Here is a 14,820-nt window from a genome sequence, read left to right on the forward strand (position 1 = left end):
TTCAGAACGGCACGTCGTCCGCGCCCGTGATAAAGCGCGCGACCACCTTCTTGACGCCCGCCTTCTCGAACTCGATCTCCAGCTTGTCGCCATCGATGCCGAGGATCGCGCCATAGCCGAATTTCTGGTGAAACACCCGCTCGCCGACCGTGTGCGCGCTCACCGCCTGCGCATCGATCACCGGCGACCGCGCCTCGCGCGGCTGGGTCACCGGTCGCTCGCCCCCGCGCGCCTGAAGCCGTCGCCAGCCGGGCGAGTTGTAGACATTGGCCTCGGCGGCGCGGGTCTCGATCCCTGCGGCGGAGGCGCCGTAATTGCCACCGTAAAGGCCCGGCGGGGTCAGCACCTCGACATGCGCCTCGGGCAACTCGTCGATGAAGCGCGAGGGCATTTGTGATTGCCACTGGCCATAGACTCGCCGGTTGCCCGCAAAGGAAATGGTGCAGACCTCCTCGGCGCGGGTGATCCCGACATAGGCCAGCCGCCGCTCCTCCTCGAGGCCCCGCGTGCCGCTCTCATCCATCGAGCGTTGCGAGGGGAAAAGCCCGTCCTCCCAGCCCGGCAGGAAGATCGCGGGAAATTCCAGCCCCTTGGCGGCGTGCAGCGTCATCAGCGTGACCTTCTCGCCCGCCTCATCGCTCTCGTTATCCATGATGAGCGAGACGTGTTCGAGGAACCCTTGCAGGTTCTCGAACCCTTCCAGTGCCTTGACCAGTTCCTTGAGGTTTTCCAGCCGCCCCGGCGCCTCCGGCGTCTTGTCGTTCTGCCACATCTCGGTGTAGCCGCTCTCGTCGAGGATCATCTCGGCCAGCTCGATATGGCTGATCCCCTCGTCGCCCACCATGCGGCCCCATCGGCCGAGGCTGTCGAGCAGTTTTCCAAGTTCCGCCGCACCCTTGCCGGTGAGGCCCTGCTGATCGAGCAGTATCCGCGCGCCCGCGACCAGCGGCACGCCGTTTTCGCGCGACGTCACCTGGATTTTCTGTTGCGCCTTGTCGCCCAGCCCCCGCTTGGGCGTGTTCACGATCCGCTCGAAGGCAAGATCGTCGGCGGGCGAGACCACCAGCCGGAAATAGGCCATGGCATCGCGAATCTCCATCCGCTCGTAGAAACGCGGCCCGCCGATCACGCGGTACGGCAGGCCGATAGTCAGGAACCGGTCCTCGAAGGCGCGCATCTGGTGCGAGGCGCGCACGAGGATGGCCATGTCATCAAGGCCGAACGCCCGCATCCCCCGCGTGCCGCGCTGCATCGCCTCCACTTCCTCGCCGATCCAGCGCGCCTCTTCCTCGCCGTCCCAATGGCCGATCAGGCGCACCTTCTCGCCCGCCTCCGCCTCGGTCCACAATTCCTTGCCCAGCCGCCCGGTATTGGCCGAAATCACCCCGCCCGCCGCAGCAAGAATATGCGGCGTCGAGCGATAATTCTGCTCCAGCCGGATCACCGCCGCTCCGGGAAAATCCTTCTCGAACCGCAGGATATTGCCCACCTCGGCCCCGCGCCAGCCATAGATCGACTGGTCGTCATCTCCCACGCAGCAGATGTTGCGATGCCCCCCGGCCAAGAGCCGCAGCCACAGGTATTGGGCGACGTTGGTATCCTGGTACTCGTCCACGAGGATGTATTTGAACCAGCGCTGGTATTGCGCAAGCACATCGTCGTGTTTCTGAAAGATCGTCACCACATGCAGCAGCAGGTCGCCGAAATCGACGGCGTTCAGCTCCTTCAACCGCGCCTGGTAGAGCCGGTAGAGTGCTGGGCCCTTGCCGTCATAGGCCGACGCCTCGGAGGCGGGCAGGTTTTCAGGCGTCCACGCGCGGTTCTTCCACTGGTCGATGATCCCCGCCAGCATCCGCGCGGGCCAGCGCTTGTCGTCGATATTCGCCGCCTGCACCAGTTGCTTGAGCAGGCGTAGCTGGTCGTCGGTGTCGAGGATGGTGAAATTCGACTTGAGGTCCACCAGTTCCGCGTGCCGCCGCAAGAGCTTGACGCAAATCGCGTGGAACGTCCCCAGCCACGGCATCCCCTCCACGCTATGTCCCATCAGTTGCGACACGCGCCCTTTCATCTCGCGCGCGGCCTTGTTGGTGAAGGTCACGGCGAGGATTTCATTGGGCCGCGCGCGCCCGGTGTTGAGCAGATGCACGATCCGCGTCGTGAGCGCCTTGGTCTTGCCCGTCCCCGCGCCCGCCAGCATCAGCACCGGGCCGTCGAGCGTTTCGGCGGCGCGGCGCTGCTCGGGGTTCAGATCGTCGAGATAGGGCGATGGCCGCGCGGCCATCGCGCGCGCCGCAAGGCTCGCACCCTCAAAGGCGTCGGATTCGTCGAAACTGCTCATGCCCCTTGATAGCGCGCCCACCCCCCGAGATAAAGCCCGTGTTCGGGATATGTTCCACAGGCGTTACGGCACTGGACAAGCACGGGAAAACCCGGACAAATGCCGACCATGAGCCTGCACGCAAGATACCCCGCCCTCGCCGACCTGCGCGCCCGCGCGCGCACCCGCATCCCGCGTTTCGTCTGGGAATATCTCGACAGCGGCACCGGGGTCGAGGCCACCAAGACACGCAATCGGTTGATGCTCGACCGGGTGATGCTCAGCCCCTCGATCCTGCACGGCGAGTTCACGCCCGAGATCGGCACCACGCTCTTCGGGCATGACCATGCCCTGCCGGTGGGGATCGCGCCGGTGGGCATGTCGGGGATGGTCTGGCCCGATGCCGAGCGGTTGCTTGCGCGCGCCGCCACGGCGACGGGTATTCCCTACACGCTCTCGACCGTGGCGACGACACGCCCCGAGGACGTGGCGCCGCACCTGAACGGTCAGGGCTGGTTCCAGATGTATCCGCCGCGCGACCCGAACATCCGCGCCGACATGCTGAAACGCGCGCGCGACGCCGGGTTCTCGGTGCTGGTGATGACGGTCGATGTGCCGGTGGGCTCGCGGCGCGAACGGCAGGTGCGCTCGGGTCTGACCACGCCACCACGCCTGACGCCGCGGCTGATGGCGCAGGTGGCGCGCTGCCCTGCCTGGGGGCTGGGCATGGCGCGGATGGGCATGCCGCGGATGCGGCTGATCGACGATTACGCCGGGCAGACCAAGGGGCTTCCGTCGAACAAGCACGCAGGCTATCTGCTGCGCACCTCGCCCGACTGGGACTACCTGCGCTGGCTGCGCGAAGCGTGGGACGGGCCGCTCGTCGTCAAGGGCGTGCTGCGCGCCGACGACGCCGCACGGATCGAGGCCGAAGGCGCCGATGCGGTCTGGATATCGAATCACGCAGGCCGCCAGTTCGACGCCGCCCCAGCCACCATCGAGGCGCTGCCCTCGATCCGCGCCGCCACCTCGCTGCCACTGATCCTCGACGGCGGCGTGGAGGGCGGGCTCGACATCCTGCGCGCCATCGCTCTCGGCGCGGATTTCGTGATGATGGGACGGGCCTGGCATTACGCGCTCGGCGCGCTTGGCGAGCGCGGCCCCGCGCATTTCGCCGATATCCTCGCCGAGGATCTGCGCGCCAACATGGGCCAGCTTGGCACAAGACGGCTCGCCGATGTGCGCGACCGGCTGCTCCCGTCCGGGTAGGGCACCCCACCCGCACGGTGAGGAAAAACCCTCGCACGGCGGATACCGGGAATGCCGGATTGCGCAAACCATTCACAAATCCTACAAGACGCCAGCGCCGTGCCGCAGCGCGGCAAAGGATCAAAGACCATCGGGGGGGAGAGCGCCTATGGCCGAATTCCGGAAAATCCTCATCGCCAATCGTGGCGAGATCGCAATTCGCGTGATGCGCGCGGCCAACGAGCTTGGCAAGCGCACCGTCGCCGTCTTCGCCGAGGAGGACAAGCTCAGCCTCCACCGGTTCAAGGCAGACGAAGCCTATCGCATCGGCGAGGGGATGGGGCCGGTCGCGGCCTACCTGTGCATCGAGGAAATCATCCGCGTGGCCCGCGAGTGCGGCGCCGACGCGATCCACCCCGGCTATGGCCTTCTGTCGGAGAACCCCGATTTCGTCGATGCCTGCGCGGCGGCAGGGATCACGTTCATCGGCCCCAAGGCCGACACCATGCGCGCGCTTGGCGACAAGGCCAGCGCCCGACACGTCGCCATCGAGGCGGGCGTGCCCGTCATCCCCGCCAGCCACGTCCTCGACGAGGACATGGAGCGCACCCGCGCGGCCGCCGACGAGATCGGCTATCCGCTGATGCTCAAGGCGTCGTGGGGCGGCGGCGGGCGCGGCATGCGCCCGATCAACAGCGCCGACGAGCTGGAGGAAAAGGTGCTCGAGGGTCGGCGCGAGGCCGAAGCGGCATTCGGCAACGGCGAGGGCTATCTCGAAAAGATGATCCTGCGCGCCCGCCATGTCGAGGTGCAGATCCTCGGCGACAGCCACGGCAACATGTATCACCTCTACGAACGCGACTGCTCGGTCCAGCGCCGCAACCAGAAAGTCGTGGAACGCGCCCCCGCCCCCTACCTGTCAGAGGCGCAGCGCGAGGAACTATGCCAGCTTGGCCACCGCATCTGCAAGCACGTCAACTACGAATGCGCGGGCACCGTCGAGTTCCTGATGGACATGGATACCGGCGCCTTCTACTTCATCGAGGTCAACCCCCGCGTGCAGGTCGAGCATACCGTGACCGAAGAGGTCACCGGCATCGACATCGTGCAGGCGCAGATCAAGATCGCCGAGGGCAAGACCCTGACCGAGGCCACCGGCAAGGCGTCGCAATACGACATCACGCTCAACGGCCACGCGCTCCAGACCCGGATCACCACCGAGGATCCGCTCAACAATTTCATCCCCGATTACGGCCGCATCACCGCCTATCGCTCGGCCACCGGCATGGGCATCCGCCTCGACGGCGGCACCGCCTATTCGGGCGGCGTGATCACCCGCTACTATGACAGCCTGCTGACCAAGGTCACCGCCTGGGCGCCGACGCCCGAGGCTGCCATCGCCCGGATGGACCGCGCCCTGCGCGAGTTCCGCATCCGCGGCGTGAGCACCAACATCGCCTTCGTCGAGAACCTGCTGAAACACCCGACATTTCTGAACAACGAGTACACCACCAAGTTCATCGACACGACGCCCGAGCTCTTCAAGTTCACCAAGCGGCGCGACCGGGGCACCAAGGTGCTGACCTATATCGCCGACATCACCGTCAACGGGCACCCCGAGACGACGGGCCGCGCGAAACCTGCGGATGTAAAGCTGCCGCGCCCCCCCGCGCCCGTGGCCGAGCCCGCGCCCGGCACACGCACGCTGCTGGAGGAAAAGGGCGCCAAGGCGGTGGCCGACTGGATGCTGGCGCAGGATCGGCTGCTCCTGACCGACACCACCATGCGCGATGGACACCAGTCGCTGCTGGCCACCCGGATGCGCTCGATCGACATGATCCGCGTGGCGCCCTCCTATGCCGCCAACCTGCCCGACCTGTTCAGCGTCGAATGCTGGGGCGGGGCCACGTTCGACGTGGCCTACCGCTTCCTTCAGGAATGCCCGTGGCAGCGCCTGCGCGACCTGCGCGCCAAGATGCCCAACCTGCTCACGCAGATGCTGCTGCGCGCGTCCAACGGGGTGGGTTACACCAACTACCCCGACAACGTGGTGCAGGAATTCGTGCGGCAGGCGGCGGAAACCGGCGTCGACGTGTTCCGCGTCTTCGACAGCCTCAACTGGGTCGAGAACATGCGCGTCGCGATGGACGCGGTGATCGCGAGCGGAAAGATCTGCGAGGGCACGATCTGCTATACCGGCGACATCCTCGACCCGAACCGCGCGAAATACGACCTGAAATACTATGTCGGCATGGCCCGCGAGCTTCAGGACGCCGGCGCGCATGTGCTGGGGCTCAAGGACATGGCCGGGCTGCTGAAACCGGCCTCGGCAACGGTGCTCGTCAAGGCGCTCAAGGACGAATTGGACATCCCCGTCCACTTCCACACCCACGACACCAGCGGCATCGCGGGCGCCACCATCCTCGCCGCCGCCGAGGCGGGCGTCGATGCCGTGGATGCGGCGATGGACGCCTTCTCTGGCGGCACCTCGCAACCCTGCCTCGGGAGCATCGTCGCCGCCCTGTGCAACACGGCCCGCGACACGCGGCTGCCGCTCGCCCGTATCCGCGAGATTTCCAACTACTGGGAGGCGGTGCGCGCGCAATACGTGGCGTTTGAATCGGGGCTTCAGGCCCCCGCGTCCGAGGTCTACCTGCACGAAATGCCGGGTGGACAGTTCACCAACCTCAAGGCGCAGGCGCGCAGCCTCGGGCTAGAGGAAAAATGGCCCGAGGTGGCCCGCACCTATGCCGACGTAAACCAGATGTTCGGCGATATCGTGAAGGTCACGCCGTCGTCGAAGGTGGTAGGCGACATGGCGCTGATGATGGTTTCCCAGGGTCTCACCCGCGCCGATGTCGAGGATCCCGGGACCGACCTGGCTTTCCCCGACTCGGTCATCGACATGATGCGCGGCAATCTCGGCCAGCCGCCCGGCGGCTTCCCCGAAACCATCCTGCGCAAGGTGCTCAAGGACGAGCGCCCCAATACCGAGCGCCCGGGCAAGCATCTCGAACCGGTCGATCTCAAGGCCACGCGCAAGGACGTGGTGGCCCAACTCGAAGGCAAGGAAATCGACAACGAGGACCTCAACGGCTACCTCATGTATCCAAAGGTCTTCCTCGATTACATGGGCCGCCACCGGCAATACGGACCGGTGCGCACCCTGCCCACCCGCACCTTCTTCTACGGGATGGAGCCGGGCGAGGAGATCAGCGTCGAGATCGACCCGGGCAAGATCCTCGAGATCCGCCTGCAGACCGTGGGCGAGACCAACGAGGAAGGCGACGTCAAGGTGTTCTTCGAACTCAATGGCCAGCCCCGCGTGATCCGCGTGCCCAACCGGCTGGTGAAATCCCAGACCGCCGCACGCCCCAAGGCCGAACCCGGCAACCCCAACCATATCGGCGCGCCGATGCCCGGCGTGGTCGCGAGCGTCGTGGCAAAGGCGGGGGGCAAGGTCTCGGCGGGCGACCTTCTGCTGACCATCGAGGCGATGAAAATGGAGACCGGCATCCACGCCGAGCGCGACGCCGTGGTAAAGGCCGTGCACGTCCAGCCCGGCGGCCAGATCGACGCCAAGGACCTGCTGGTCGAACTGGAGTAATCGCCGCCACCCTTGGGCTCACCCCAAGGGCCTAGGGCACCGACGCACCCGTCATCCTCGGGCTTGACCCGAGGATGACGAAGCCCAAGGCACTCGCCTTCCGGGCTTTTGCATCCGCTTGAATTCCGCCATGCTGCGTGCAGTATTTTCGTCACAGGCCGCCCCATGCAGAAAATCCTCGTGTTCACCGATATCCACCTCGTCCCCGAGGGCGAGACGATCATCGGGCTCGACCCGCTCGCAAGATTCGCACAGGGCATGGCCCACGCGCTCGACCATCACCCCGACGCCGCGCGCGTGGTGCTCTGTGGCGACCTCTCGCATAACGCCGCCCCGCCGGAATACGCCCGCCTGCGCGCCGCCCTCGACACCTGCCCCCTGCCCGTCTCGCTCATGCTCGGCAACCACGACCGCCGCGCGCCCTTCCTCGGCGCCTTTCCCGATGCCGACCGGATGGATACGGGCCACATCCAGCATGTCACGGACCTGCCCGGCTATCGCCTGATCTGCCTCGACACGCTCAACGAGGAGGCCGACGATACCCATTCCGGCTGGCTCTGCGCGGCACGGCTCGACTGGCTCGACGCGGCACTCGCCGGGGCGGACGACCGCCGCCTGATCGTCTTTACCCATCACCCACCCATCGACACCGGCTTCAAGGGCATGGACTGGATCGGGCTCAAGAACCGCGCCGACCTCGTCGCGCGGCTCAACACGGCGGGCAACGTGGCACAAATCGTCTCGGGCCATATCCACCGCACGATCCAGGGATCGGCGGGCGGCATCCCGGTGGCGATCTTCAAGAGCCCCTGCCACCAGATGCCGATGGCGCTCGGCTACCAGGATTCCAGTCTCTCGATCGCCGAGCCCGGGGCCTATGGCCTGCTCTTGCTGACCGACGAGGGCGTGATCGTGCACAGCGAGGATTTCACCCTGCCCCCAACCGAGGCGCAAACCTACACCTGAGAAAAAGGGCCGCACATGTCGCTCACCGTCACACCGCTCTATGCGGGCCTTCTTGGCCTGTTGTTCGTGATCCTCAGCATCCGGGTTATCACCACACGCTTCACCGCTCGGGTGACGCTCGGCGATGGCGGCGACAAGATGCTCGCCAAGCGCATCCGCGTCCACGGCAACTTCGCCGAATACGCGCCGATGGGGCTGATCCTGCTGGCGCTTGCGGAATTGCAGGGCGCGCCGCTCTGGGTGGTGCACCTGCTGGGGGTCATGCTGCTCGCGGGGCGGGTGATACACGCCATCGGGCTGGGGCGCACACCGCAGATCATGCTGTTGCGCCGCGCGGGCATGATCCTCACCTTCGCCATGATCGCCATCTCCGCGCTGGCCAGCCTCGGCCACGCGCTGACCTGAACCAGAAGGAACGATCATGCTCGACTTGCTCGCCGACCCGGCCGTCTGGGCCTCGTTCCTCACCCTTGCCGTGCTCGAGATCGTGCTCGGCATCGACAACGTGATCTTCATCTCCATCGCCGCCGCGAAACTGCCCAAGGAGCAACGCGCCCGCGCGCGGATGCTCGGGCTCACCGGCGCGCTGGTACTGCGCATCGGGCTGCTCTTCTCGATCACCTGGATCATGGGCCTGTCCGAGCCCTTCGCCACGATCCGGGGCTTCGGCCTCTCGTGGCGCGACGTGATCCTGGTCGCGGGCGGGCTGTTCCTGCTCTACAAGGGCGCATCCGAGATTTTCGACGAGGTCGAAGGCAAGGAGCATCACGACACACTCGAGGAAGGCGTGGCCAAGGCCGCCTTTACCGGCGTGATCGTGCAGATCATGATGCTTGACCTCGTGTTCTCCGTCGACTCGGTCATCACCGCCGTGGGCATCGCCGATCACATCGAGGTGATGATCGCCGCCATTGTGGTGTCGATCGCGGTGATGATGACCTTCGCCAACCCGATCGGGCGCTTCATCGAAGCGCACCCCTCCACCAAGATGCTGGCGCTCGCCTTCCTGCTGATGGTGGGCATGGCGCTGGTGGCCGACGGCTTCCACTTCCACGTCGAGCGCGGCTTCATCTACGCCGCGATGCTCTTTGGCGGCGCGGTCGAGGCGCTCAACCTGGTCCGCCAGAAGCGGCGGCAACGGGGCTGAGCGCGCGGCGGGCTTCCCCGCGTGGAAAAAATCGGCCATGATGCTATCTGGTACTGAGGTCCGGCGCGCAGGGGGACCGCCCGCCGGACGAGGGAGGACCGAGACATGTGCCAACTCTTTGCCGGGCAGGACCCGGACCGCTACACGCTGGAAACCCGCCGCATGCGCCTCAACGGCCAGAGCACGAGCATCCGGCTGGAGAAATCCTTCTGGGAAATCCTCGACGAGATCGCCGCGGGCGAGGGTCTGAGCACCCCCGCCTTCGTGTCGAGACTGCACTCGGAGGTGCTCGAGCTGCACGGCGAGCCCGCCAATTTCACCTCGCTTTTGCGCTGCACCTGCCTCGTCCACCGCGAGACCCCGCCCGAGGCCCGGACGCAGCAGATCGCGGCAGAATGACATCCGGGAACGCGGTGCAGGCTTGCGGGTGATCCGGGGCGGATGGCTCCTTGCCCCCGGGATCTGGACGGACCTTGCGGTCAGTCCGCGGAATTGTCGCATATCCTGTACCGTGACATCCAACCAGGGTCTGGAAGAGGATTGATCGCATGCTCACGGGAAGGTGCCAGTGTGGGGCCGTGCGTTACGAGATTAATGCAACGCCGATCGACATTTACGTCTGCCATTGCACCGAGTGCCGCAAGCAATCGTCATCGGCGTTTGGAATCTCTGTCATTGTTCCGTCCGATGCGGTGCGGATTGTTGCAGGAAAGACCAAAACATGGTCGCGCCCCACCGCACGCGGGGGCCAACTCGAGTGTTCGTTCTGTGAGACATGCGGAAGCAGGATTTCGCACGCCGATCCTGCGGAACAGACCTTGTCAATCAAAGGCGGTTCGCTTTCGCCGCCGATTGATCTCACACGCGCCACTCACATCTGGACGCGAAGCAAGTTACCGGGAGTCCTGATTCCCGCTGACGCCAACAGCTTCGAAGAGGAGCCGGGATAAAGTTCCGGCTTCCGGCTCCGCCAGACTTTCAGTGCGTCCCGACCCCTCAGGCCGCCAACAACGGTGCCCCATTCCCCCTGTAGTAACCCCTTACTACCCGCCCCCGCGCCCGCGTTGGTAAACTTTCCAAACCAACTGCAACGTTCCGGAGGGCATGATGGCCAAAGCCATTCACAGCATGATCCGCGTTCTCGACGAGGCGCGGTCGGTTGATTTCTACAAGCGCGCATTCGGGCTCGAGGTGGCCGACCGGCTCGATTTCGAAAACTTCACCCTCGTCTACATGTCCAACGACGAGAGCCCCTTCGAGGTGGAGCTGACCGTCAACAAGGGCCGCACCGAGCCCTACGATCTCGGCGACGGCTATGGCCACCTAGCCGTTCTGGTCGAGGATCTGGAATCCGAGCACGCGCGCTTCACCGACGAGGGCCTCGCGCCGCGCAAGATCGTGGAATTCGCCCCCGACGGCAAACTCGTCGGCAAGTTCTTCTTCGTGGCCGATCCGGACGGCTACGAGATCGAGGTTCTGCAACGGGGCGGGCGGTTCAAATAGGCGCGGGCGCGGCCGGGGAGGGCCGCCCCGTTTCATTCAAGGGAGGAAGACGATGAAAGATATCAGCCAGCAAAGGGGCCTGACGCGGCGCGAGCTGCTCTCGCGCAGCATGGCCGCCGGGGCAAGCTTCGTGGTGGGCGCGGGCTTCGTGGCCAGCCCCGATGCCGCATGGGCGCTCGAAACCAAGGCGCTCCAGCCGCACAGCATGGCCACGCTGATCCAGATGGCGCGCGACATCTACCCGCACGATCACGTGGGCGACGAATACTACGCCATCGCGGTCAAGGGCTACGACGACGCAGAGGTCGCCGACACCGTCGAGGCGGGCATCGCCGCGCTCGACGCCGCGGCACAAGGCAAGGGCCACGCCGATTATCTCAGCGTCGGATGGGAGCGCGACCGCGTCGACATCCTGCGCGGGATGGAGGACAGCGCCTTCTTCCAGCAGGTGCGCGGCGGGCTCGTGACCGGGCTTTATAACCAGAAAGCGGTCTGGCCCCTCTTCGGCTACGAGGGCGAGTCCTATTCCAAGGGCGGCTACATCAACCGCGGCTTCGACGACATCACCTGGCTCTGAGCCATAGCCATCAAGGGAGGAAAGACTATGGCTGCACCTTTTGACATGAACGACGACGATGTGATCGTCGTCATAGGCACCGGCGCCGGCGGCGGCGTGCTATCGAATGAACTGGCGCAACGCGGCGTGTCCGTGGTGGCGCTCGAGGCGGGCGGGCGCTACCTGCCCGAGGATTACGTCAACGACGAATGGGAAAGCTTCGGGCAACTCGCCTGGCTCGATCCCCGCACCACCTCGGGCGACTGGCGCGTGGCGCGCGATTTCTCGGGGCTTCCGGCCTGGATCGTCAAGGCCGTGGGCGGCACCACCACCCACTGGGCGGGCGCGTCCCTGCGGTTTCAGGACCATGAATGGAAGGCGGCGACGAACTACGGCGACGTGCAGGGCGCCAACCTCGCGGACTGGCCGATCGACGGCGACGAGATGGCCCCCTGGTACGACAAGGCCGAGAAGAAACTGGGCGTGACCCGCACCAACGGGCTGCCCGGCCTGCCCGGCTGCAACAATTACAAGGTGTTCGAGGCGGGCGCCAAGGCGCTCGGTTACAAGGAGGTCCATACCGGCCGCATGGCCATCAACTCCGAGGAATATGACGGGCGCATGGCCTGCCAGCAGACCGGGTTCTGCTTCCAGGGCTGCAAATGGGGCGCGAAATGGTCGGCGGCCTACACCGATATTCCGCGCGGCGAGGCCACCGGCAATCTCGAAGTGCGCGAAAAGGCGCATGTCGCACGCATCCTGCACGATGACAGCGGCAAGGTCACGGGCGTGGAATACTTCGACGCCGACGGCAATCTCCAGATGCAGCGCGCCCGCGCGGTCTGCGTCGCGGGCAATTCCTTCGAATCGCCCCGCCTGCTGCTCAACTCTGCCTCGTCGATGTTCCCCGACGGGCTCGCCAATTCCTCGGGCCAGGTCGGGCGCAACTACATGCGCCACATGACCGGCTCGGTCTACGGCGTGTTCGAACAGCCGGTGAAGATGTGGCGCGGCACCACGATGGCGGGCATCATCCAGGACGAGGCGCGCCACGATCCCTCGCGCGGATTCGTCGGTGGGTACGAGCTGGAAACGTTGTCGCTGGGCCTGCCCTTCATGGCGGCGTTCCTCGATCCCGGCGCATGGGGCCGCGAGTTCACCACCGCGCTCGACGCGTATGAGAATATGGCCGGCATGTGGATCGTCGGCGAGGACATGCCGCAGGAAACCAACCGCGTCACCCTCAACCACGACGTCACCGACCAGCACGGCCTGCCGGTGGCGAATGTGCATTTCGACGATCACCCCAACGATGTCGCGATGCGCACCCACGCCTACGAGCGCGGCGCGGCAATCTATGACGCGGTGGGCGCCACGCGCACCTTCCCGACGCCGCCCTACCCCTCGACCCACAACCTCGGGACCAACCGCATGTCCGAGAACCCGCGCGACGGGGTGGTAAACAAGTGGGGACAGACCCACGACGTGCCCAACCTCTTCGTCTCGGACGGGTCGCAATTCACCACCGGCGCGGCCGAGAACCCGACGCTCACCATCGTCGCCCTCGCCATCCGGCAGGCCGACCACATCGCCGGTGAGCTGTCGCGCGGCAACCTCTGAGAGGCGCCGCCACCTCCCCCCGGCGCCTTCCTCTTCTCCCCAAGAGCGCCGGGGGAGCAGCCGTCAGCGCCCCTCGCGGGCATGCCGTGACAGCCGGGCCGCGTGGTGCGTCACGCGCACCAGCCAGCGCAGCGCATCGGTGCGCTCGAACACCTCGGCCACGGCCACAAGGCCCACATGTTCCTGCAACAACACACCGCGGCGATAACGACGCCCGCGGCGCTCGATAAGGTCCACCAGCCGTTCGCGCATCCGGTCCTGACGAAGCGCGGCGGCGACCACGGCCACCTCGCGGGCGAGCCGCGTCTCCTGCCGCAGGGTGGCGAGACGATCGCGCTGCCCGCACCGCCCCAACAACCGCTGGAAATGGTCGATCTGATGCAGGAGTGCGGCGTGGCGCGCCGCGTCGTCGGCGCGGTCCGGCGCGATGCGCACCTGCGACAGGAACGTGCCAAGCGCAGCCACCGCGTCACGCCCCTGCACCGTGATCGACGACAGCGCCCGCAGGTCTCCCTCCGGCCCCAGTGCCCCCGCCAGCGCCGCAAACAGCTTGCGCCGCAGCCGGTCGGCCACCGCCTGCGCGGCATCGAGCGCCGCACCCTCGTCGGCCAGCAGCCGCCGATCCAGCCCCTCGGCCAGCGGCACCGGGCGCTCCGGCACCAACCGCTCCACCAGCGCGGCAAAGTGCTGCGTCAGCGGCAGGAACACCGCCGCACCGACGAGGTTGAACCCGGTGTGAAACAGCACCAGCGCCGTCTGGTCATCCGCGCCCAGCCACGCGGCATGCAGCAGCGGCGTGACCAGGTCGAGCAGCGGAAACGCCAAGGCCGCCGTGCCGATATTGAACAGCAGGTTCGCCAGCGCCGTCATCCGCATCGCGCGCCCGCCGCCCAGCGAGGCCAGCAGCCCCGTCGCCGTCGTGCCCATGTTGAAGCCGATCACCAGCGCCGCCGACTGCGCAAAGCCCAGCGCCCCCGCGCCCAGCAACACCAGCGCCAGCGCCAGTGCCGTCGAGGAGGACTGGATCAGCACCACGATCCCCGCCCCGATCAGCACCAGCAGGAGCCGCCCGCCCCAGCCATCCCCCGGCAGCACCTCCGGCGACAGCCACGCGCCGAGCCCGCCCGTCGCCGCCTGCATCATGTCCAGCCCGATGAACAACAGGCAGAACCCGGCCAGCCCGCGCCCGGCCCGCGCCACACGCTCCCGCCCAAGCAGGATCAGCATGGCGGCGACAAAGAGCAGCGGCAGCGCCAGCGTCCCTAGCTTGAGCTTCAGCCCGAGGACCATGACGATCCAGCCGGTCATCGTGGTGCCGATATTGGCCCCGTAGAGCACGCCCAGGGACGCGCCAAAGCTCAGGATACCCGCGCCGACCGCGCCAATGGTGATGAGCGAGACGGCGGTGGAGGACTGGATCACCGCCGTGGCCGCCGCCCCCGTCGCCACGCCGCGCAAGGGCGAGGCGGTCAGCCGCACCAGCGCCTGCCGCAACTCGCGCCCCGCCACCTGGCGCAGCGCATCAGTCATGATTTCCATGCCCAGCAGGAACAGCCCGACCCCGCCAAGCCCGGTTACGATATCGTTCACCATCTCGGTTCCCTGCCCTGTGCCAGAATGCGCCGGGGCCGATGGATTGACAAGCGGCACGGGCGGCTGGCGCGTTTCGAATTTTCTGCCCCGCGCCTGCAATTTTCCTCTTGCAGCCCCAGCCGAGGCTTTGTATCTCCCACCTCACCCAAGGACGCGGGCGTAGCTCAGGGGTAGAGCATTACCTTGCCAAGGTAAGGGTCGAGAGTTCGAATCTCTTCGCCCGCTCCATTTTTCCCAAGACCACATCACGGGATTGACGGGGC

12 protein-coding genes and 1 tRNA gene are annotated in these 14,820 nt (G+C 66.4%); 11 read left to right on the forward strand and 2 right to left on the reverse strand.

What is annotated here, in order from left to right; all coding sequences use genetic code 11:
- Position 1: 1 nt before the first annotated feature.
- On the reverse strand, positions 2-2,338 hold the full coding sequence (locus tag C6W92_RS02695) for a UvrD-helicase domain-containing protein (protein WP_129431536.1): 2,337 nt from the start codon (positions 2,336-2,338) through the stop codon (positions 2-4).
- Positions 2,339-2,446: 108 nt separating this feature from the next.
- On the opposite strand from C6W92_RS02695, the gene C6W92_RS02700 reads away from it, so the two are divergent.
- The 10 genes from C6W92_RS02700 (at position 2,447) to C6W92_RS02745 (ending at position 12,964) form a co-directional block, all read left to right on the forward strand.
- On the forward strand, positions 2,447-3,586 hold the full coding sequence (locus C6W92_RS02700) for an alpha-hydroxy acid oxidase (protein ID WP_206735492.1): 1,140 nt from the start codon (positions 2,447-2,449) through the stop codon (positions 3,584-3,586).
- 148 nt (positions 3,587-3,734) lie between these two features.
- Positions 3,735-7,172 carry a pyruvate carboxylase gene (locus C6W92_RS02705; protein WP_129431538.1) on the forward strand — a complete coding sequence of 1,146 codons (3,438 nt, stop codon included), beginning with the start codon at positions 3,735-3,737 and terminating at the stop codon, positions 7,170-7,172.
- Between the two features lie 165 nt (positions 7,173-7,337).
- Positions 7,338-8,138: a phosphodiesterase gene (locus C6W92_RS02710; RefSeq protein ID WP_129431539.1), complete on the forward strand. Its 801-nt coding sequence runs from the start codon at positions 7,338-7,340 to the stop codon at positions 8,136-8,138.
- A gap of 15 nt (positions 8,139-8,153) precedes the next feature.
- Entirely contained in the window at positions 8,154-8,543 is a 390-nt protein-coding gene (locus C6W92_RS02715) for an MAPEG family protein (RefSeq protein ID WP_129431540.1), read from the forward strand.
- A gap of 16 nt (positions 8,544-8,559) precedes the next feature.
- Positions 8,560-9,285, forward strand: coding sequence for a TerC family protein (locus C6W92_RS02720; RefSeq protein WP_129431541.1), 726 nt, complete (start codon positions 8,560-8,562; stop codon positions 9,283-9,285).
- Positions 9,286-9,390: 105 nt separating this feature from the next.
- On the forward strand, positions 9,391-9,684 hold the full coding sequence (locus tag C6W92_RS02725; RefSeq protein ID WP_129431542.1) for a ribbon-helix-helix domain-containing protein: 294 nt from the start codon (positions 9,391-9,393) through the stop codon (positions 9,682-9,684).
- Between the two features lie 149 nt (positions 9,685-9,833).
- The gene (locus tag C6W92_RS18125; protein ID WP_129431543.1) at positions 9,834-10,235 is read left to right on the forward strand and encodes a GFA family protein; all 402 of its coding nucleotides are present in this window, start codon (positions 9,834-9,836) and stop codon (positions 10,233-10,235) included.
- Positions 10,236-10,392: 157 nt separating this feature from the next.
- On the forward strand, positions 10,393-10,788 hold the full coding sequence (locus C6W92_RS02735) for a VOC family protein (RefSeq protein ID WP_104017528.1): 396 nt from the start codon (positions 10,393-10,395) through the stop codon (positions 10,786-10,788).
- A 52-nt stretch (positions 10,789-10,840) separates the two neighbouring features.
- Positions 10,841-11,365, forward strand: a complete 525-nt coding sequence (locus C6W92_RS02740; RefSeq protein WP_129431544.1) for a Twin-arginine translocation pathway signal — start codon at positions 10,841-10,843, stop codon at positions 11,363-11,365.
- A gap of 27 nt (positions 11,366-11,392) precedes the next feature.
- Complete coding sequence (locus C6W92_RS02745) at positions 11,393-12,964, forward strand: GMC family oxidoreductase (protein ID WP_129431545.1); 1,572 nt, start codon at positions 11,393-11,395, stop codon at positions 12,962-12,964.
- Positions 12,965-13,027: 63 nt separating this feature from the next.
- Here the strand turns inward: C6W92_RS02745 and C6W92_RS02750 are convergent, their stop codons facing one another.
- On the reverse strand, positions 13,028-14,557 hold the full coding sequence (locus C6W92_RS02750; RefSeq protein ID WP_129431546.1) for a Na/Pi symporter: 1,530 nt from the start codon (positions 14,555-14,557) through the stop codon (positions 13,028-13,030).
- Between the two features lie 153 nt (positions 14,558-14,710).
- Between C6W92_RS02750 and C6W92_RS02755 the strand changes: the two genes are divergently transcribed.
- Positions 14,711-14,785: transfer RNA gene (locus tag C6W92_RS02755), tRNA-Gly, on the forward strand.
- Positions 14,786-14,820 lie beyond the last annotated feature (35 nt).

This window comes from Roseovarius sp. A46 (assembly GCF_004126395.1).
Classification (GTDB): domain Bacteria; phylum Pseudomonadota; class Alphaproteobacteria; order Rhodobacterales; family Rhodobacteraceae; genus Roseovarius; species Roseovarius nitratireducens.

Bases quoted from the DNA above. Each gene is read 5' to 3' on its own strand.
- C6W92_RS02740 (WP_129431544.1), top strand. From the start codon at position 10,841: ATGAAAGATATCAGCCAGCAAAGGGGCCTGACGCGGCGCGAGCTGCTC.
- C6W92_RS02705 (WP_129431538.1), top strand. From the start codon at position 3,735: ATGGCCGAATTCCGGAAAATCCTCATCGCCAATCGTGGCGAGATCGCA.
- C6W92_RS02745 (WP_129431545.1), top strand. From the start codon at position 11,393: ATGGCTGCACCTTTTGACATGAACGACGACGATGTGATCGTCGTCATA.
- C6W92_RS02695 (WP_129431536.1), bottom strand. From the start codon at position 2,338: ATGAGCAGTTTCGACGAATCCGACGCCTTTGAGGGTGCGAGCCTTGCG.
- C6W92_RS02710 (WP_129431539.1), top strand. From the start codon at position 7,338: ATGCAGAAAATCCTCGTGTTCACCGATATCCACCTCGTCCCCGAGGGC.
- C6W92_RS02725 (WP_129431542.1), top strand. From the start codon at position 9,391: ATGTGCCAACTCTTTGCCGGGCAGGACCCGGACCGCTACACGCTGGAA.
- C6W92_RS18125 (WP_129431543.1), top strand. From the start codon at position 9,834: ATGCTCACGGGAAGGTGCCAGTGTGGGGCCGTGCGTTACGAGATTAAT.
- C6W92_RS02720 (WP_129431541.1), top strand. From the start codon at position 8,560: ATGCTCGACTTGCTCGCCGACCCGGCCGTCTGGGCCTCGTTCCTCACC.
- C6W92_RS02700 (WP_206735492.1), top strand. From the start codon at position 2,447: ATGAGCCTGCACGCAAGATACCCCGCCCTCGCCGACCTGCGCGCCCGC.
- C6W92_RS02750 (WP_129431546.1), bottom strand. From the start codon at position 14,557: ATGGTGAACGATATCGTAACCGGGCTTGGCGGGGTCGGGCTGTTCCTG.
- C6W92_RS02735 (WP_104017528.1), top strand. From the start codon at position 10,393: ATGGCCAAAGCCATTCACAGCATGATCCGCGTTCTCGACGAGGCGCGG.
- C6W92_RS02715 (WP_129431540.1), top strand. From the start codon at position 8,154: ATGTCGCTCACCGTCACACCGCTCTATGCGGGCCTTCTTGGCCTGTTG.